General features: G+C 41.5%; 17 protein-coding genes. 5 read left to right on the top strand and 12 right to left on the bottom strand.

Annotated features, from left to right (window positions below; all coding sequences use genetic code 11):
• Positions 1–161: 161 nt before the first annotated feature.
• The 3 genes from BM043_RS16180 to BM043_RS16170 are packed head-to-tail and all read right to left on the bottom strand — an operon-like array spanning position 162 to position 1,241.
• Entirely contained in the window at positions 162–362 is a 201-nt protein-coding gene (locus BM043_RS16180; RefSeq protein WP_092793563.1) for a helix-turn-helix transcriptional regulator, read from the bottom strand.
• Positions 359–820 (bottom strand): hypothetical protein, encoded by a 462-nt coding sequence (locus BM043_RS16175; RefSeq protein ID WP_092793561.1) that lies wholly within the window; start codon positions 818–820, stop codon positions 359–361. The genes BM043_RS16180 and BM043_RS16175 overlap by 4 nt, the downstream gene beginning before the upstream one ends.
• A complete protein-coding gene (locus BM043_RS16170) occupies positions 813–1,241 on the bottom strand; it encodes a hypothetical protein (RefSeq protein WP_092793559.1) in 429 nt (142 codons plus the stop codon). The genes BM043_RS16175 and BM043_RS16170 overlap by 8 nt, the downstream gene beginning before the upstream one ends.
• Before the next feature lie 159 nt (positions 1,242–1,400).
• Here BM043_RS16170 and proC point away from each other — a divergent pair, with 159 nt between their 5' ends.
• A complete protein-coding gene (gene proC / locus BM043_RS16165; protein WP_092793558.1) occupies positions 1,401–2,207 on the top strand; it encodes a pyrroline-5-carboxylate reductase in 807 nt (268 codons plus the stop codon).
• A gap of 380 nt (positions 2,208–2,587) precedes the next feature.
• On the opposite strand, the gene BM043_RS16160 is transcribed toward proC, so the two are convergent.
• The 6 genes from BM043_RS16160 to BM043_RS16135 form a co-directional block, all read right to left on the bottom strand.
• Positions 2,588–3,703 (bottom strand): TlpA disulfide reductase family protein, encoded by a 1,116-nt coding sequence (locus tag BM043_RS16160; protein ID WP_092793557.1) that lies wholly within the window; start codon positions 3,701–3,703, stop codon positions 2,588–2,590.
• Positions 3,704–3,787: 84 nt separating this feature from the next.
• On the bottom strand, positions 3,788–5,248 hold the full coding sequence (gene gatB / locus BM043_RS16155) for an Asp-tRNA(Asn)/Glu-tRNA(Gln) amidotransferase subunit GatB (RefSeq protein ID WP_092793555.1): 1,461 nt from the start codon (positions 5,246–5,248) through the stop codon (positions 3,788–3,790).
• 18 nt (positions 5,249–5,266) lie between these two features.
• A complete protein-coding gene (alaS, locus tag BM043_RS16150) occupies positions 5,267–7,891 on the bottom strand; it encodes an alanine--tRNA ligase (protein WP_092793553.1) in 2,625 nt (874 codons plus the stop codon).
• 181 nt (positions 7,892–8,072) lie between these two features.
• The gene (locus tag BM043_RS16145; protein WP_092793551.1) at positions 8,073–9,041 is read right to left on the bottom strand and encodes an MlaD family protein; all 969 of its coding nucleotides are present in this window, start codon (positions 9,039–9,041) and stop codon (positions 8,073–8,075) included.
• Between the two features lie 2 nt (positions 9,042–9,043).
• Positions 9,044–9,784: an ABC transporter ATP-binding protein gene (locus tag BM043_RS16140; protein ID WP_092793549.1), complete on the bottom strand. Its 741-nt coding sequence runs from the start codon at positions 9,782–9,784 to the stop codon at positions 9,044–9,046.
• A 1-nt stretch (position 9,785) separates the two neighbouring features.
• Positions 9,786–10,553: an MlaE family ABC transporter permease gene (locus tag BM043_RS16135; protein ID WP_092793547.1), complete on the bottom strand. Its 768-nt coding sequence runs from the start codon at positions 10,551–10,553 to the stop codon at positions 9,786–9,788.
• Positions 10,554–10,764: 211 nt separating this feature from the next.
• Here BM043_RS16135 and BM043_RS16130 point away from each other — a divergent pair, with 211 nt between their 5' ends.
• Entirely contained in the window at positions 10,765–11,883 is a 1,119-nt protein-coding gene (locus BM043_RS16130; protein ID WP_092793545.1) for an alanine racemase, read from the top strand.
• 117 nt (positions 11,884–12,000) lie between these two features.
• A complete protein-coding gene (locus tag BM043_RS16125) occupies positions 12,001–12,360 on the top strand; it encodes a diacylglycerol kinase (protein WP_092793543.1) in 360 nt (119 codons plus the stop codon).
• Position 12,361: 1 nt separating this feature from the next.
• On the opposite strand, the gene BM043_RS16120 is transcribed toward BM043_RS16125, so the two are convergent.
• From BM043_RS16120 to BM043_RS16110, 3 genes are all read right to left on the bottom strand, one after another.
• On the bottom strand, positions 12,362–13,204 hold the full coding sequence (locus BM043_RS16120) for a DUF2490 domain-containing protein (RefSeq protein ID WP_177188503.1): 843 nt from the start codon (positions 13,202–13,204) through the stop codon (positions 12,362–12,364).
• Positions 13,201–15,168, bottom strand: a complete 1,968-nt coding sequence (locus BM043_RS16115) for a hypothetical protein (protein WP_092793539.1) — start codon at positions 15,166–15,168, stop codon at positions 13,201–13,203. Before BM043_RS16115 ends, BM043_RS16120 begins: the two co-directional genes overlap by 4 nt.
• Before the next feature lie 204 nt (positions 15,169–15,372).
• The gene (locus tag BM043_RS16110) at positions 15,373–16,782 is read right to left on the bottom strand and encodes an arginine decarboxylase (protein ID WP_092793537.1); all 1,410 of its coding nucleotides are present in this window, start codon (positions 16,780–16,782) and stop codon (positions 15,373–15,375) included.
• Positions 16,783–17,012: 230 nt separating this feature from the next.
• Here BM043_RS16110 and rocF point away from each other — a divergent pair, with 230 nt between their 5' ends.
• Together rocF and argS are read left to right on the top strand one after the other, a co-directional pair.
• On the top strand, positions 17,013–17,963 hold the full coding sequence (gene rocF / locus BM043_RS16105) for an arginase (RefSeq protein WP_177188502.1): 951 nt from the start codon (positions 17,013–17,015) through the stop codon (positions 17,961–17,963).
• A 91-nt stretch (positions 17,964–18,054) separates the two neighbouring features.
• Complete coding sequence (argS, locus tag BM043_RS16100; protein WP_092793535.1) at positions 18,055–19,845, top strand: arginine--tRNA ligase; 1,791 nt, start codon at positions 18,055–18,057, stop codon at positions 19,843–19,845.

Below are 19,845 nucleotides of genomic sequence, written 5' to 3'. Positions count from 1 at the left end.
GATTCTAGTAAAAACGCAAAGGTAAACGATTATGGGATCATAGTCCCAAAACTTTTCCACTCAGGATCAAAAACCAATTTGATGAGAGCTCAAAAACAAAAAGCGACAAAATCATGCCGCTTTTGAATATTGTTCGGGATTTCCTCCGAATTATTCATCGATTAATCCTCCTCTTCCAACTGAAAAACTTCCTCCAAAGCAAGTCCAAATACACGAGCAATTTTTAAGGCCAACACAGTGGATGGAACATATTTTCCTGCCTCGATTGAATTAATGGTCTGACGCGAGACTTGGACCTTTTCAGCCAAATCCTGCTGGGTGAGATTGTGACGGGCCCGCTCTACTTTAATGGTGTTTTTCATAAAGAGAGTCCCATATTTCTATTCTGACGAAAAAGCGTCCAGCGAAAATGAAGGATAAAAATGACCGGAATCGAAAACATGTTGAAGAATAAAAATGAAAGGTAATCTAGGCCATAAAAAATGATCGTTCCAGCCATGTTTATGAAAAAATAAACGTAACAGGAAATCAAAATGGAGTCTAATCGCAGCTTTTGAATGTATTCATCTTCATTTCGTTCTTTGGAAAAAGAAATTAAAAATAAAGCCGAAAACAATCCCAAAATCGCCAGTTCATTGGTCAGGTTATTATCCGTCCCATCAAATGCTTTCGAAATGGAAAGTGGTCCCAAATCCAGCCATTCAAACTGAAATTCATGAAAGGCGGTCACATAGGCAAAGAATGCAAAAGGAATCAAAGTCAACCAGCCGAGTTGCTGATATCGATGAGGAAGAAGAATTTTTGAAAGTAGGTTAGTCATGGTATTCGTTAGTTTTGGTTTGATAAAGCTGCAATTGAAAGGCGGCATAGATATAAAGATTCAGAAGAAAAAGGACCAAATAAGCCGTAAACATTTCGGAGGTAAATCGCTCAAATCGAATGTAATTGATTAGCATCAAAGCACCCATTCCCCAAATCAGCCAAAAAAAGCCGGTCTGAAAAGCCTTTAGTCGCATCGATTGAATCATTTCATCTTCTACCTTTTCTCTTGTCAAATTCAAAATCGCAAAGGCTATGGCCCAAAACCCATAAATAATCTGGGCAACATCATTGGGATCAAAATCCGGATCGGCAATTCCCAATCCAATCACCAACAAAACAGGCAAGGGAAAAAAGATCAAAGCTATCTTTTTCCAAACCGGAACAAATAGCGGGACATTGAACAGCGCATTAGTCTTCATAAGTCAAATTATTTTTACCAAATGTAAAACAAACTTTACCTAAAGTCAAAATATCTTTTCAATTTTTTTCTCTACAAGGATTTTATGAATTTTAATTTCTTTAATAAAAGCCTCCTTTTATTTACCTTTATTTAACACATTCACTAAAAAATTGAAAAGTTGAAACTTCTCGATCAAAAAATTGCAATCATTGGTTGTGGTAACTTAGGAACTTCCATTGCCAATGGACTACTTCAGTTGGAAGGATTTCAAGCCAAAAACCTCACACTGACCAAACGGAACACGAAAGCCTTGGCCAAATTTGAAGCGAAGGGGGTTCACGTTCATCCAGACAATCTCCAGGCAGCCAAATATGCGGATATCCTGATTTTGGGTGTGAAACCCTATAACGTCGCTCCAATTCTCCGAGAAATCAAGCCCGAATTGGATCCCACGAGACAAATCATTGTCTCTTTGGCAACTGGAATTGCTTTGAGTGAAATATTTGAAGTAATTGATGGTCATTCCGTCGCTTTTCGGGCCATGCCGAATATTGCTGCTGACATCCAGGAGTCCATTACTTGCATTTGCTCTCAAAACTCAAATGCAGAGCAGATCGACTTAATCCGTGAATTATTTGATGCGGTTGGATTTACCATTCCTATCGATGAAAGTCTAATGGAAGCTGCCACTGTTTTGGGTGCTTGTGGAATAGCCTACGTTTTACGCTTTATGCGGGCGATGATACAGGGAGGAATCCAGATTGGGTTTGATGCCGCGACCGCAAGCAAAATCGTCAATCAAACCGTAAAAGGTGCCGCAGAACTCATGATTCAGCGAAACATGCATCCCGAAGAAGCAATTGATAAAGTCACCACTCCCAAAGGCTGCACTATCGTCGGCCTAAACGAGATGGAGCATCAGGGATTTAGCTCGGCCATGGTCAGAGGAGTGATTGCCAGCTATGAGAAAATCGAAAAAAATTGAATTTCCTTACCTTCCAATTCAAGCCGGTCAAATCGATCGGCTTTTTTATTTCAAAAAAATCGGTCTTCACAATAATTTAATATAGTTGAATTTAGGCTGGAAAAGGCCTTTTTAAAAAATCATAATTATTATAATCACACACATTATTGGTTTATTACAATTTAACAAAAAAGGAATTAATTTAAGTTTGTTTTTCTTTTGAATATTTTCATTAGTTTTGTCTCGGGTGATAAACAACTTTTGCTATTCCTTTTTGAAAGTCACGATTTTTAAAGGAAGGATTGTTTGGTATTTTTAATCCTTCCTTCCTTTTGGATTCTCTGCTCACAAAAAAACCCTGCCTCTCACAAGGCAGGGTCTTTTTTTTGGTGCAAAGCTGATTAATCAAAAAGCTCTGCCAATTTATTTTCCAGACTTGGTCCCCTGAGATCTTTTGCAATGATATTTCCATCCGGATCAATCATATAAGTAGCCGGTATAGCCTGAATCTGATAAGTTTCGGCTGCTACCGAATTGAAATACTTCAAATCAGAAACCTGCGTCCAGGTCAATCCGTCCTCGGCAATCGCCTCCACCCAGTCTTCTTTGGTCCGATCCAGCGACACGCCAAATACTTCAAATCCTTTGTCCTTATATTGATTGTATAATCTCACCACATTGGGATTTTCTACCCGACAGGGTTTGCACCATGCAGCCCAAAAATCGATCAATACGTATTTTCCTCTCAGGTCTGAAAGCTTCACCATTTCTCCTTCAGGATTGGGCAGCTCTATCTCAGGTGCAGGTTGCCCAACAGAAAGTGCGCGCATTTCATCGAGTTGCTGCTTCATCTGAAGAATCGAGTTGGTACCTGGATATTTTTGGTTTAATCGAGCGACCAATTCATCAATAAACGGAAAGTCATTTTTGGGATTCAAAAGCCCGATTGCGGCCAAAGACGCAAAACTATCCCCCATGCTGCTGATAGTTTCTTTGACTCGTTCGGCTTGATTTGACTCCAAAAGCAAGGCTTGAGACTGGATTTCCTTCACTTTTTCGGTATCATTGTTTCCCATGGCCTCATAGTAGGACTCATTCAGATTATTTACCTGAGCCTGATATTCATCCATCAAAGTCTCCAGCTTCAACATTTCTTTACTATCCTGAGATCCGATGATTTCTAGGCTTGACGGACTGTTCAAATCATATTTGATCTCCACATCCTCATCCAATAAGGCCAATCGAACGGAACGCTGACCGAAGAGATTGAGCTCATAGAATGTCGGGGTATCCACCTCCAATTCGTAGTCAAATTTTCCTGAATCGTCAACCGATAGCGTGTCCAGAACTTTTGGTCTATTATCAGTAAACTGGGATAAAATTACATGCCCGCTAGGCATATTTTCCAACTGGCCTTTGATTTTAACTTTTCCCTCCTCCTGCTGCGAACTGGTATTGCCGCAAGAGAAAAAGGTAAAAAGAGCTAAAGCCCATATTCCGATCATCGAATATTTCATCTGTATTTATTTTATTTTCAATTTAAATTTTAAGATTCATCGAGTGAAACTTTTCACCAAATGACACCCAAGTTTTGTTGGATTCTAATTTTCTAATAGTTCTGTCAATAACTTTGTAGCCACCTTTGGGTCAGCTTTTCCCTGAGACTTTTTCATCACTTGTCCCATAAACATCCCGATCAGCCCTTTTTTACCCAATCGGTACTCGGCTACTTTTGCTTTATTTTCCTCCAAAACACGCTCCACAACAGGTCTCAAAGAAGCCTCGTCACTTTCCTGAATCAAATTCAACCGTTGAGCAATTTCAACCGGGGATTCATCTTTTCCCTTAAGCAACTCCGGGAATATCGTTTGGGAAGCAGCCGAAAAACTCACCTTACCTTCATCAATTAGATGAATGAGTAAGGCTAAAACCTCGCCTGATATCGGGAAATTTTCTATGCTGAGGTTTTGCTCATTTAAATAAGACTTGATCGGTCCCATCATCCAATTGGATGCCGCTTTGTAATTACTTGTTTTCAAACAGAGCTCATCAAACCAAGCTGCCATTTCCTTGGATTCGGTCAGGAATCCGGCATCATAATCGGGCAAGCCATATTCGGACACAAACTTCGCATAAAGCTCTCTGGGCAAAGATGGCATGGTCGTACGGATCGAATTGAGCCATTCTTCCGAGATGACAACCGGGCTAAGATCAGGCTCTGGAAAATATCGATAGTCGTTTAAATCTTCCTTGGTTCGCATACTTGCAGTAGTGCCCTTTTCTGCATCAAAAGTTCTCGTTTCCGAAATGACCTCTTCCCCTTTTTCGAGCAAATTAATAATCCGCTCATGCTCATGATCTATTGCCCTTGCCACATTCCTAAAAGAATTCATATTCTTCACTTCCACCTTTTTACCATATTCCTGAGCTCCTTTGGGCATCACCGAGACATTGGCATCACAGCGCAGGGAACCCTCTTCCATATTCCCATCACAAATCTCAAGGTACTTCACCAGCTTTTTGATTTCTGCCAAAAAAGCGGTGGCTTCCTCCGGACTTCGTAAATCAGGTTCGGTCACAATCTCAATCAGCGGAGTACCAGCCCTGTTAAAATCCACCAAAGTATCCGTCTCTTCAGCCAAATGAATAGATTTGCCGGCATCCTCCTCCAAATGTATGCGATTGAGCTTAACCGCTTTTTTACGATCATCCCCGAGTTGGATGGGTACCTGTCCCCCTACACAAATCGGCTCCTTGTCTTGGGTAATCTGATAGCCTTTGGGAAGATCGGGATAGAAATAATTTTTCCTGGAAAAAATCGTATGCCTCGTAATCTCCGAATCACAAGCCAAACCCATTTTCACCGCAAATTCAATAGCTTTTTTATTCACCTTCGGCAAAGTACCTGGATGACCAAGGGTAATCACAGAAACCTGAGTATTGGGTTCATTCCCAAACTTGGTCGAGTCAGCAGCAAAAATTTTGCTCTGCGTCTGCAACTGCGCATGTACTTCCAGGCCGATGACGAGTTGATACTTATTTTTTATTTCTTCGCTGATCATTCGCGTATTTTCTCTCTGTTAAAGATACAATTCCCTCGCTTTTGCCACGGCTCGGTCCAATCCGTCAAGATCTTTTCCTCCTGCTGTCGCAAAGAAAGGCTGTCCTCCTCCTCCACCCTGGATCTCTTTAGCCAATTCCCGAACGATTTGACCGGCGTTTAATCCTTTGGACTGAATCAGTTCTTCGGCTAGAATTACTGCAATCTGTGGTTTATCCGAAATATTTGCAGCCAAAATCACAAAGGCATTTTCCAGCTCATTTTTCAATTCATAAGCTAACTTTTTCAAGGCATCCGCATTTGGAAGGATGACTTTAGCGATAAGGATACTTACACCTTCCTTATTTTGTACTTGCTGTAGCAGTTCTTTTTTGATCGAATATGCCTTTTCCATGTGAAGGCTTTCGATTTCCTTTTTTAACTCATTTCTCTCTCCCAACAAATTTTCCACCGCTTTCCGCAGATCTTTTGGGTTTTTTAACAAGTCCTTGATTTCTCTCAAAAGGTTTTCCTGCTCACGAAAATGATTCTCAGCTGCAGCGGCTGTAATCGCCTCGATCCGACGAACACCGGATGCTACTGAACCTTCAGACATGATCTTAAATAGCCCAATCTGAGAGGTAAATGGGACATGCGTACCTCCACAAAGCTCCACAGAAAAACTAGGATCAAAAGTGATCACACGCACATAGTCCCCATATTTCTCACCAAAAAGTGCCGTAGCACCCATTTTTTTAGCCTCTTCGATGGGGACATTCCGCTGCTCCATCAAAGCAATATTCTCCCGGATTTTGGTGTTTACGATTTCCTCCACTCGGCTGATTTCCTCATCAGATAGTTTGGCAAAATGTGAAAAATCAAAGCGTAATACCTGATCATTGACCAAAGAACCACGCTGCTGAATATGACTACCGAGTACTTCTCTGAGTGCTGATTGAAGCAAATGGGTAGCCGTGTGATTATTCATCGTTAGCTGACGCTTTTCCTTATCAATTTCTGCTGAAAATCGGACTTTAGGATTTTTTGGAAGCTTCTCGACAAAGTGAACAATCAGATCATTTTCTTTTTTGGTGTCGATGACTTTGATTTTTTCGGTTTCAGAAATCAACCAGCCGGTATCGCCTACCTGCCCGCCGCTTTCGGCATAGAAAGGGGTTTTGTCAAGTACCAATTGATACTTATCTCCTTTATTATCCTTGACCGTGCGGTATTTGATGATCTGGGAAAAAGACTCCAGAAAATCATAGCCGATAAATTCCACGCCTTCATCTTCGTGTACAAAAACCCAATCGCCAGTTTCAGATTCAGAAGCGGCTCGGGACCTTGTTTTCTGCTTTTCCATTTCCACGGCAAAACCTTTTTCATCCAGTGAAAAACCATTTTCCCGAGCTATCAGCGAGGTCAAATCCAAGGGAAAGCCATAGGTATCGTACAGCTCGAAGGCTATCCTTCCTGAAATTACTTTTTCTCCTTTTTGGTTCAGCTCAGACTTGATCGAATCGAGCATTTTCAGGCCATTGTCCAAGGTTCTTAAAAAGGAAATTTCCTCCTCCTGAATGACTTTGGCAATAAAATCCCGCTGGTCTTTGACTTCGGGAAAAATCTCCCCGAAATTTTCCGCAATCAGCGGAGTCAATTCGTATAAAAACGGTTCTGAAAAACCCAAAAAGGTGTAGCCATAGCGAACCGCTCTTCGAAGAATTCTTCTAATCACGTAACCCGCTTTATTATTGGAGGGAAGCTGTCCATCGGCAATAGTAAAAGAAATGGCCCGAATATGATCCACGATTACCCGAAATGCAATGTCGATTTGCTCGTCTTGACCGTAAGTTTTCCCAGACTTTCGCTCCAAGTATTGAATAAACGGAGTAAACAAATCGGTGTCGTAGTTAGAAGATTTGGCTTGGATTGCTCTTACCAATCGCTCAAAGCCCATTCCTGTATCGACATGCTTGGCGGGAAGTTCTTTCAAACTCCCATCCGAAAGTCGATTATATTGCATGAAGACCAAATTCCAGATTTCGATCACCTGAGGATGATCATTATTCACCAAGTCTCTCCCTGGAATTGAGGCTCTTTCTTCCCCTGAACGCAAGTCAATATGAATTTCTGAGCAAGGTCCGCATGGGCCGGTATCACCCATTTCCCAAAAATTATCCTTTTTGGAGCCCATGATAATCCGATCTTCCGGCACGATGCCTTTCCAAAAATCATAAGCCTCTTGATCCATGCCCAATTGATCTCCTTGATCTCCCTCAAAAACAGAGACGTAAAGTTGATCCTTAGGCAGTTTATAGACTTCCGTCAAAAGCTCCCAAGCCCAGGCGATGGCCTCCTTTTTGAAATAATCTCCAAAAGACCAATTACCCAGCATCTCAAACATGGTATGGTGGTAGGTGTCCACTCCCACCTCTTCCAGATCATTGTGTTTGCCACTGACTCGAAGACATTTCTGCGAATTGGCTACCCGGGAAAACTTAGCGGTTTCATTTCCGAGAAAGGCATCTTTGAATTGATTCATCCCGGCATTGGTAAACATCAAAGTCGGATCGTTTTTGACGACGATGGGTGAAGACGGGACAAACTGATGTTGCTTGGACTGGAAAAAGGATATAAATGTACTCCGGATCTGTTTTGCTTCCATGAAGATTATTGCAAACGAATGATTGAATTAGCGAATTGAGGCACAAAAATGCGCCTTTTTCATCGGGACTCAAAATTAGTAGAAATGATGGGCTTATGCGCACTTCTTGCAGTAAAATCCCAATTGCGTCTGAGTGCTTCTGCGAGATGAGAATTATTCCAAAGATTCACGGCTTACCAGTTTAATTATCAGATTCCTTTTCCTGTTTTTTGAAATACCTTCGAAAAAGAAAATTACTCCGCATCGCTTCTAGGTTTTCATTAAGCTTTTCCGAACTTTCTTTTAGTTCCAGCATCATTTGGGAGACATTTTCCTGAAAAGTAGTATCATTCAGCAGCATCCCCGCGGTTCCTTTTCCCTCCTCAAGATGATGACTGATGGTTGTCAGGCTTTCCAAAAGCTCCTCTGCTTTGGCTGTGCTTTTGACCAGCGACTCCATGGACTCCTCAAAAGAAGAAACCATCGTAGTATCGGTAAAAAGTGAATTGACCAACCCTTCGCCTTCTTCGAGATTGGTCATCATTTCTTGGCCAGCCAGCGTCATATTTTTTGCCGCAGATCCAGCTGCTCTAAATTCAGAGATAGTTGTTTTGATCGCTAAAGTCAGCTCCTCATCGGCAAGAAGATCCCATAACAAATTATTTTCATTGAGCTTCTCTGTAATCGAAGCAATATTAATCAGTGATTTCTCCAGATATTCACCCGATTTATCGAGCCTTTCGAGGATTTCGTCAGTACCTGAGACCAAGCTTGCTTGAAGCACATCCCCTTCTTCTACTTGAACAAAATCTCCCGCTATGACTAAAACTTGAAGGACTTTATTTCCCATCAATCCATCGGTACTGATTGCCACTTCATAATTTTTTCCGATAAATTGCTGCTTGGATTTATGAATAAGCAACTCTACCCGGATGGTTTGATCGTCCAGCATTTCTATCCCACTCACGGTTCCCACGTCCATACCCCGAAAGCGCACATTGTTTCCCGGAAGCAATCCATTGATATTTTCGATGTCAGCATATAGTCGAAAAGAAGTCCCGAAGATATTTTGATTTCTCCCGATCATATAAAGCGAGAATACCAGAAATATCAATCCCGCCAAGACCATAAAGCCCAACTTTGCATTCGCTATTTGTTTTTCCTTTTTCATAATCAGTCAAAGAATTCCCGGATTTTTGGATCGGGGTTATTACGTAAATTTTCTAATGTATCACTGGCATAATTTTTCCCATCAATCAGCATGATGACTCGGTTTGAAGTAATTCGGATACAATTCATGTCATGGGAAATAATCACCGAGGCAGTTTGATATTTTTGCTGGATTTTGACGATCAGATTGCTTATTTCTCGTGCAGTAATCGGGTCAAGTCCAGTGGTTGGTTCATCATAGAGGATTACTTTGGGCTTCAAAATCAAAGTTCTCGCTAAAGCAATTCGCTTTCGCATTCCACCGGAAAGCTCGGCCGGCATCATGTCTATGGTATGGGCTAATCCCACATCTTCCAAGGCTTCCAAAATAGCAGTTTTGGCATCTCTCACTCTTTGCTCAAGAGTCCAGTGCCTACGTAAGGGAAATTCAAGATTTTGCCTCACAGTCATCGAATCGTAGAGTGCGTTACTCTGAAATAAAAAACCAATATCCGCTCTTAAATCATCCATTTCATCTTGGTCCAGTTGATTGATATTTTTTCCCAATACGGTGATAAGACCTGAATCGGGTTCAATCAAATTGATGATGCATTTGATCAATACGGACTTGCCAGATCCAGACTTTCCCAGAATCACCAAATTCTCCCCCGGCAACAATTCCATGGAAAAATCATTCAGCACGACATTGCTCCCAAAGGCCTTGCTGATGTGTTCGACTTTAATAATTGATGCAGCTCTTTCCATATCAAGTCAGGCCCAATAAATCCATCAATTGCACCGCCAGCAAATCAATCAAAAAGACCATCAGCGAAGCCACAATCACCGCCGTGGTGGCTGATCGTCCCACCCCTTCAGTTCCTTTTTTGGAAGTATAACCTTTGTAGGACCCGACGATTCCGATGGCAAAACCAAAAAAGAAAGTTTTGATAAATGCAGGGATAAAATCACCATAACTCAGCGCATCGTAGGCTTGAAACCAATATAGTGACCAACTCACCTCACCCTTGATATTCACTCCCAAATAACCTCCATAGATAGAAATCGCAATGGCGAGACTTGACAAAACAGGAACCATCAAGGTGCTGGCCAATACGCGGGTGACAACCAAATATTTAAATGGATTGGTACCGGAAACCTCCATGGCGTCAATCTGCTCCGTGACACGCATTGAGCCCAGTTCCGCACCCATTCCCGAACCGATCTTTCCGGCACAAATCAATGCTGTAATCACCGGTGAAATTTCCCGCACCAAGGAAACGGAAACCATAGCGGGCAAAAGTGAGGCTGCACCAAATTCGACCAAAGTGGGGCGGGACTGAATCGTCAAAACCAAGCCCATGATAAATGCGGTAATACCCACCAAGGTCAGCGATTTGTATCCTATCCAGTAACATTGATTGATAAACTCCTCCCATTCCTGCTTAGGCTTAATGACCTCTCGGAAAAATCGACTCGTAAATCGGGCTATTTCTCCGATCTCGGTGAAGAATGGACCTTGGATTTTGAAAACCATAGCTGCTTAAAATTTTATAATGAAAGATTGATATTTTCCTTCAAAAAGTGGAGCGTAGAAATCAACAGTTTCAGTGATTAAAATCATAAGATTCTGAGAAGATTATAAAAATTCAATCAGCTGATACGGGAAGTTAAGCCCTTAATTCATTTTCCGGTCCTAAGATTTCCTTATTTTTAAAATTCAAACCAAAAATCCAGACTTCTAACTCATGTCATATCTCTCATCCATCAGTTCCCCCACTTTACTTATCAGCGAAAAAATCTGCAGAGCAAATATCAAGCGTATGGCAGACAAAGCTGAGCGCCACGGATTAAATCTCGCACCTCATTGGAAAACCGCTCAGTCTCGAATAATAGGTGAATGGGCTAAAGACTATGGAATTACCGAAATATCGGCCTCCTCGATCAAAATGGCCGAATACCTCAGCGGCCAAGGCTGGAAAAATATTCATATCGCCTTTCCTTTCAACATCCGGGAAATTCCAAGATTGAATAAAATTGCAGCTACACAATCCATTTCTCTGCAGGTCATCAATCCGGTAACAGCTCAGCGATTGGTCGATGAACTGACGGTTCCCGTTGGATTTTTTATTGAAATAGATGCCGGATACGGTCGAACCGGAGTTTCGGTTTCTGATTTTGGACTGATCGAGGAGATATTACTCATTGCCAAAAAGTCACCCAAACTCAATTTTAAGGGCTTTTACCTTCATGCCGGACATTCATATTACATGCCTGATATTCCCGAACTCTATGAGCAAACCCGAAATGCCTTAGACATGCTCAAAAACAAATATCGAACGGAATATCCCGAGCTCTTGACCCGAACCGGTGATACGCCAGGCTGTGCGGTCATGGAGGATTTTGGCGATATCGATGAAATGGGACCCGGTAATTTTGTCTTTTATGATTTGATGCAGGAGAAATTGGGGGGCTGTTTCAAATCTGATATTGCCGTGGCGCTAGCTGTACCAATCGTGGATATCAATCGGGAAAGAAATGAAATTTTGGTCCACGGAGGTGGCGTCCACCTGGCCAAAGATGTCCTCAAGGAGGAGGATGGATCTTCTAATTTTGGTGAGGTAGTTTACCTCAACGAAAATGGTTGGGAAATCCCTGAAATTCAAAACAGGTCCTACTTGAAAAGCATATCGCAGGAACACGGAATCATCAAAGCCTCCGATTCCTTGATGAAAACCGCAAAAATAGGTGAACTCCTTGGGATTTTACCGGTACATTCCTGCATGACCGCTGATGCCATGGGCAGTTACCTGAGTCTTGATGGAAAAATAATCGATCACTGCGAGGGTTCTTTTGACAAAAAATAAAATAGGCTAGCTTACGAGTTAACTTGGGTCAGTCTCCTTTTCTCATTTAAGGAACGGAGATTTTTTTATTGCTTTCGTAAAAGGCGTTTCTTTCTATTTTTGACAAAAAATTATCCCATGTCAAATTTCATTCTGGGCCGAATCAAAAGTATCTACTTTGCTTTGAAAGGCTTTTTTTGGTTGATCCGAAACGAAAACTCCATTATCACCCAGTCTATTTTTGCGCTCGGATTTACGATCTTGGGATTTTATTTGGAAATCAATCGGATGGAATGGGCACTCCAAATCCTCGCGATCGGATTTGTGCTTGCGATAGAGAGTCTAAATACGGCTGTCGAAAAAGTCTGTGATTTTATCCATCCTGATTACAACGGAAAAATCGGATTGATCAAGGATATTAGTTCGGGAGCAGTTGCATTCGCTGTTTTTACCGCAATCTTGATCGCTTGTCTGATCTATATTCCTTACCTCCTCTAAGTTAGAAAACAGGCTGGAATTCTACCGGAGGAGTTTTTCGCTTGGTGAAGTCGAGATTGTGATACACCGAAAAACGGATTAAATCTCGATTGGCATAATCGATTCCCGAATCCCGCTGCTGAAAACTCTTCGCATACCCTGCCTGAAACTGCACTTTTTCATTCAAAATATAACCGATCCCGACAAAGGTCCGGTTATCTTCAAAAGGGTTTCGGATGACCGGTTTTCCGGTTTGGATAAACAGCTCATTATATAACGAAGCAAAATAAGTTCCCTGCTGCAATTTTGGAGAATTGATCGGGATGTAGGTGGCGATTTTATAGCGCCATCTCCAAGTCAGCTCAAACGGCGAACCGACGTAATTATCTCTTCTCCAGCGCTGTTCGGTACGGATTTGATGATAAACTTTTGCCCGTCCCATCGATTGAATAAAAAGGGCCTGCTGCCAAAATCGAAACTGATTGACAACTTTGTCATAGGGTTTTTCCTGATTTTTGTAATCAGGAGTCGCCCAATAAAATGGAGTCGCGATTCCACCGGTGATCTCCAGGTTTTTGTTAATGATATAACTCATCCCAAACCGGAGATAAATCTGCGCCATATTCTGAATCAGCTGATCACGTGTTCGCACATGATATTCTCCATAGTAATACAGCTTTTCTCCCACTCGGTATTTGGTATATAAGCCATTCCACAGTTCAGATCTTCGCGAAGTATTTCGCTGTTCCGGTTCATCCTCTTTGCTTTGACTTTGGGCAAAACCAACTCCAAAAAGAAGCGTAAATGCGGCAGTCAGAAGAAAAGTAATTCCTGCCTGAGGTATCGTTAGTTTATGCAATCTCACAGTGATAGCAATTTTTTAAGTTGGTTAATATCGGATCCGGCTTGGTTGAGATTTCGTTCCAATCGCTTGGTGTTTCTACCTTTCAGCTCCATTAGTCGGTTTTCGAGGGATTCGAGTGTAAGGAATCGCGCTCTGACCACTTCAAAATCTTTAGTTTCTTTGATTTCCTGCAATTCATGATTGATGATTCGCTGGGCTGCCTGTACCAGAGTGGCTTGTCTAAGCACTTCAAATTCAGTCTCAAAGGTAAAGGGATCGAGCGTTTTCTCCGTGAAATCCTGCTGAAGATGCTGTCCCAAACCTGCGTATTGATTCAGTTCGGGAAGTCGGGAAAGCACAAATTCAAGCAATTCGATGATTTCATCTCCTGCGCTTGCTTTATCCAGAAAGTCCTCAGTTTGGTTGTACTCGTCCAATAAGAATTGGTATTGATCGACAGCCAGGTTTTCATAAAATGCCTGTACCAAACTTCGATGGGTTTCATTTTCTATAGTAAGCGATTTTCGCAGACTATCGATTAAGCCTTTTTCACTCAAAATCCTCGATTCGATCGCTTCGAGGTCCTTGTCCTGACGAAAATCCTGTTGCTGTCTTCCGACATATCGTTCTATTTCCTTGAAATAGGCTAATTCCTGATTGAGGTAATTGAGTAAGTCTTCTCCAAGCATATTCGCTTTCTCCACTTTTGAGAAATCGAGTTCTTTGGTTTTTACTTCTCCTCTATAAGTATATTCGATGCTTTCCGATTCTTTAAGGAAGTCCAATCCGTCTCGGAGATAATTACTCGGATCAAAAAAGCGAATATTCTCACTCTTTAATAAGTCAATAACCCGTTCAAACTTGTTGAGTTTATTTGTCAAATAGTCAAAATACGCCATGCTATAGGATAGTGAATCGGCGGTATTTTGATTGAGCATCAAAAAGTCCAAGCGACTCTTTTGGCTTGCCTCTCGCTGTAATTCATCAAAAATTCCGATTGCATCTTCGTATCGCTCCTCATCGTCTTCGCTGATTTCGTAAGCAAATCTTCGGGTCGAAATAGGCGATTTGATCAATTTGCCATCTTGGATAAAATTATCTTGCTCAAACTGCAAAATCCGAATCAGGGCATCCTCCAGCAGGTAAGTTCCTCGATATTGTCCCTGATATTCCTCGCTTTCCTCAGAAAATCCATCATTGAAGGTCAATCCAAAAAATTCCTCCGAAACCGAATAATCGACTTCAAATCCCTGATTCAGGGAATCCAGCTTTTCGATTGCATTATAGAAGACGACTTCATCTATATTTTCATTAGTGAGACTATTGACTTTGGACAGGCCAATCAGAAAGCCACTTTCGTATCGCCGGGTTTCGTGAATCGAAATTTGATCTGAAGTATAGAAAAAGTCCCAATTCCCATTCATCAAACCTTCATCATTGACTTGCCCAAAAATCTGATAGGAATTTGTTCCATCCGCACTTTCGAACCGGACTTCCCCGGTCAGTTTATCCGCTTCGAAAACTAAATCCTCAGCCTTAAAAATCTCGGTGGATTCCTCCCCTAACCATCTATTTTCGTAATAATCCCAGGTCCCCTGAAGATTTCCTTCAGCGTATTCGGCATTCAGATCGATGATTTTGCTTTCCAGTTCGGCGATGATCTCCCGATCTTGTATGTCTTCAATTTCAATTTTATGCTCAGATTTTTTGTAAACCCAGTTCTTATCTTTTTCATAAGACTTAAAATATCCATCTACACTGAGCTTGAGAAAGCTGGATCGAGTCAAACTGTCGAGTTTTTTATACTCAAAGTTAAATTCACCATCTAAAATAGCCTCATTCTCTTCTTCCAGGTAATAGTAAAAATCTCCTATTCCGCGAAGATTATTAAAGGTATATCCTCCTTTGTAATTTTTTGTTTCTTGGCCATACAGATTCAAACTGCTGAAAAGCACAAGTGCAAAGAGGAATAAAAACTGTTTCATAAGATTGAAGTTACCAAAATACTTGCCAAATAAGAATTGGCAGAAAATCGGGTGAATGGACTGAAAAAGAATCTGTTTCACGAAATCGATTGATTTTTTTCAAACCATTCCACTCATGGATTTTTTCCATAGATTCTTCTTTGATGGAAGGAATTGACAGTTTTTAAATTTTAAACTTAATTTTCATTAAAAACTGACCCAAGCTCAAAAATTTTGGTCTTGTTCCCTATATCCCAAAACCTTGAGCATGCTCTCCTCCGTTTGATCCGCGGCAAAAAGCCAGTGTTTGACTTGGCCGTTTTCATCCCGATCGATCAATACATGCTTGGGTGCCGGAATCAGACAGTGCTGAATCCCCCCGTAGCCTCCGAGAGATTCCTGATAGGCTCCCGTATGAAAAAATCCGATGTATTGGGTCTTTCCCTTTTCCACCTTCGGAAGATAAATATTGAATTGATGAGCTTCCGAATTATAATAATCCATGCTGTCACAAGTCAGTCCTCCAAGGGAGATATTATGATATTCTTCATCCCAATTATTAACGGCCAGCATGATGTATTTCTGATTCAGTCCCCAGCTATCCGGAAGCTGCGTAATAAACGAGCCATCGATCATATACCAGAGCTCTTTGTCGTTTTGAAGCTTTTCTTCCAAAACAGAATAGAGCACTGCACCGCTTTCTCCTACCGTGTAGCTGCCAAATTCAGTGAAAATATGTGGTTCGGTCGTGTTGTTTTTGGCACACATCCACTTGATATTTTTGACAATCTGATCCGCCATATATTGGTAGTCATAGTCAAAAAACACATTTGTCTTGATCGGCCAACCGCCACCGATATCCATAGTATCCAGACTTGGAGCAATTTTTTTGAGATCCACATACTTCTGGATAAAGCGAGTCAATTCAGACCAATAATAAGCCGTATCGCGAATTCCTGAATTGATGAAAAAATGAAGCATTTTCAGGCTTACTTGGGGGTTGTTTTTGATTTTTTCCTCATACAGGCTGAGAATGTCATTGTACCTCACGCCCAACCTCGAAGTATAAAAACCGAATTTAGGCTCCTCGTCGGCTGCAATTCTGATTCCCACCTGAAATGGCACTTTCACATGCTCCAGATAGTAATCGATCTCTGTCAAATTATCCAAAATCGGCACACAGTTTTTAAAACCGTCATTTAGCAATTCGGTGATGTATTGCTTGTACTTTTCCCGCTTGAAGCCATTGCAGACGATGTAGGTATCCTTGGTGATTTTGCCTTTGGCGTAGAGACTTCTCACCAAAGGAATATCAAAAGTCGATGAGGTCTCGATGTGAATGTCATTTTTCAATGCCTCGTCCAGCACAAAACTAAAATGCGAGGACTTGGTACAGTAGCAATAAGTGTATTTGCCCTGATAATTATGGGTCTGAATCGCATTGTTAAAATAAGATTTTGCGTTCTGAATGCTTTCAGAGATTTTGGGCAAATATGTGAGTTTTAAAGGAGTGCCGTAGGTTTGGATGATTTCCATGAGATTTACTCCATTGAAAAATAACTCATTATTCTCTACATGGAATTCATTAGTTGGAAAGTCAAAAGTCTGTTGAATTAAATCAATGTATCGGTTCATTTGCCCAGTTTTAAGATTGCAGTACAAAAATTGCTTTTTCTCAGCGCAATTCAAATCAATTGACAAAAATCCCACGAAAAGCTTCTTGATTCCGAGACAGTTTGAAACCCGAATCTGCTTTTCCCTTCATCATTATCTCCATTTCTAAATCTCAAAAGAAATGGATAAATGGGGCTTTTTAGCTAGTTTTGCGCACTTGAAAAAGGAAAACCCAAATCATTTTTGAAATTATGAGAGATATCAAATTAGTAGAAGTAAGATCCGAACTCGCTGCCGGTACTCGAGGAGCTAGTTTGGGGATCGATGCTTTGAAGATTGCCAGCTTGGACAAAAAATCGGATTTCTTCACCCAGTTTGACCCGATCAATGTGCAGGACGCCAATAATTACCTATGGAAAGGCAATAAATTCCCTCACGCAAAATATATCGATGGCGTCTATCAGGTGCTCAAAAATGTCTATTCCACGATTGAGTCCCTTCGATTGGAAAAGAAATTCCCCATCGTTTTGGCTGGAGATCACAGCACTGCTGCCGGTACCATTATGGGAATCAAAGCCGCCGAGCCTGAAAAGCGACTGGGGGTAATTTGGATCGATGCGCATGCCGATTTGCACACTCCCTACACCACCCCTTCTGGAAATATGCATGGCATGCCCTTGGCGATGGTTTGCCAGCTCGACAATCTGGAATCCAAAGTCAATGATCCCTCTGAGGAAACCGTGACTTATTGGGAACGAATCAAGCGAATTGGTGGAGATCAGCCCAAAATTGAACCCAAGGATATTGTATTTATTTCGGTACGAGACACCGAATCACCTGAGGATTTTCTTGTCAATAAATATGGAATCAAAAACTTCCCAACTCGTGAAGTCCGGGAAAAAGGGATTTCAAAAGTCGCGGCTGAGACTTTGGAGATTCTTAAAGATTGCGATCAAATCTACATTTCCTTTGATGTGGACAGTTTGGATACGAGCATTTCAGTCGGTACAGGCACTCCGGTTCCCGATGGATTGACCATCGAAGAAGCCATCCTGCTCAATGCCGAATTGATCAAAGACAAGCGGGTTTGCTGCTGGGAAATCGTCGAAGTTAATCCAACTTTGGACACCGAAAACACCATGGCAGAAGCTGCCTTTGAAGTCTTGGAAATTACTACCAAATCCTTGGTGGATAATTTCTAAATACCTAAAGTGATAAATTAGATGATTAAATTCAACTAACTTATTTACAAATATTTAAAAGAAAAATTAATTACAGGTAGAACAAGCCATTATGAGCATTCAGCAAAATATCCTTAGCGGAATTCAGCAGGCGTTTCATCAGATTTTTAAATTGGAAGTCGAGCTCGATAAACTCAGCCTAGCTCCCACTCGAAAGGAATTTGAGGGAACCTATACATTCGTCGTTTTTTCTTACTTGAAAGAAACAAAAATCTCCCCGGAAATGACCGCCTCAAAAATCGGTGATTTCCTCAAAGAAAACTGCGGAGATGTGGCGGATTACAATGTCGTCAAAGGGTTTTTAAATTTGGTGTTGAATGAGAATAGCTGGATCGATGTTTTTACCAGCTTGTATGCCAAAGAAAACATCGGTCAACTTCCCACCAATGGCCAAAAAGTCATGGTGGAGTACTCATCCCCTAATACCAACAAACCCCTTCACCTGGGTCATCTCCGAAATAATTTTTTGGGATATTCCGTCGCCGAAATTCTCAAAGCCAATGGCTATGAAGTGATCAAATCCAATTTGGTCAATGATCGAGGAATTCACATCTGCAAGTCCATGGTGGCTTACCAGCATTTTGGAAATGGAGAAACGCCCGAATCAGCTGGACTAAAAGGAGATCATTTGGCCGGGAAATACTACGTGCTTTTTGATAAAGAGTACAAAAAACAAATCAAAGAACTTCTGGAAAAAGGCCAAACCGAAGAAGAAGCCAAAAAAAATGCGCCAATTCTGATCGAAGCGCAGGATATGCTCCGAAAATGGGAAGCCAATGACAGCGAAACGGTTGCCCTTTGGAAGCAGATGAACGAATGGGTCTATGCCGGATTTGAGGCAACTTACCAGACAATGGGAGTTGATTTTGACAAATTCTACTACGAATCCGATACCTATTTATTGGGAAAAGACATCGTCGTGGAAGGCCTTCAGAAGGGAGTGTTTTTCAAAAAAGAAAACGGATCGGTCTGGGTTGATTTGACCGATGAAGGCTTGGATGAAAAGCTTGTTTTGCGGGCGGATGGCACGTCCGTTTACATCACCCAAGACATGGGAACGGCAGACTTGAAATACCAGGATTTTCAAATCGATAAGTCGGTTTATGTCGTTGGAAATGAGCAGGATTATCACTTTGATGTCTTGTTCAAAATTATGCGAAAGCTTGGCCGACCCTATGGTCCGGGGCTTTACCATCTCTCCTATGGCATGGTTGATTTGCCAACTGGAAAAATGAAATCCCGAGAAGGAACCGTGGTGGATGCCGATGACCTGATGCAGGAGATGATTGACACTGCCGAAAGTCATACCAAGGAACTCGGTAAAATCGAAGGATTTGACGAAAAGCAAGCCAAAGAACTTTACAAAATCTTAGGTTTGGGTGCTTTGAAGTACTTTTTACTCAAAGTCGACCCCAAAAAACGAATGCTATTCAATCCCAAGGAATCCATCGAGTTTCAGGGCAATACCGGACCTTTTATCCAATATTCACATGCCAGAATCGCATCCATTCTCCGGAAAGCCGATCAGATTGGAGTCAATTTTCAAACCCCGAATTTTTCCCAAATCGACCAATTGGCAGATTCAGAATCGGCTCTGATTTTGGTTCTCAATGATTTTGAGAAAAAAATCAACCAAGCCGGAGCGGAATACTCACCGGCTGTCATTGCGCAGTATCTTTTTGATTTGGCAAAAGAATACAACCGTTTTTATGCGGATGTGCCGATTTTCTCAGAAAATGATGCGACTCTTTTGGCTTTTCGGGTAGCTTTGTCTGCGCAGACCGCCAAAACAATCAAAAAAGGAATGCGTTTGCTTGGTATTGCAGTCCCTGATCGAATGTAA

It is taken from the genome of Algoriphagus hitonicola, from assembly GCF_900113375.1.
GTDB classification, from domain to species: domain Bacteria; phylum Bacteroidota; class Bacteroidia; order Cytophagales; family Cyclobacteriaceae; genus Algoriphagus; species Algoriphagus hitonicola.
This window is presented reverse-complemented; position numbering and strand designations above follow the sequence as displayed.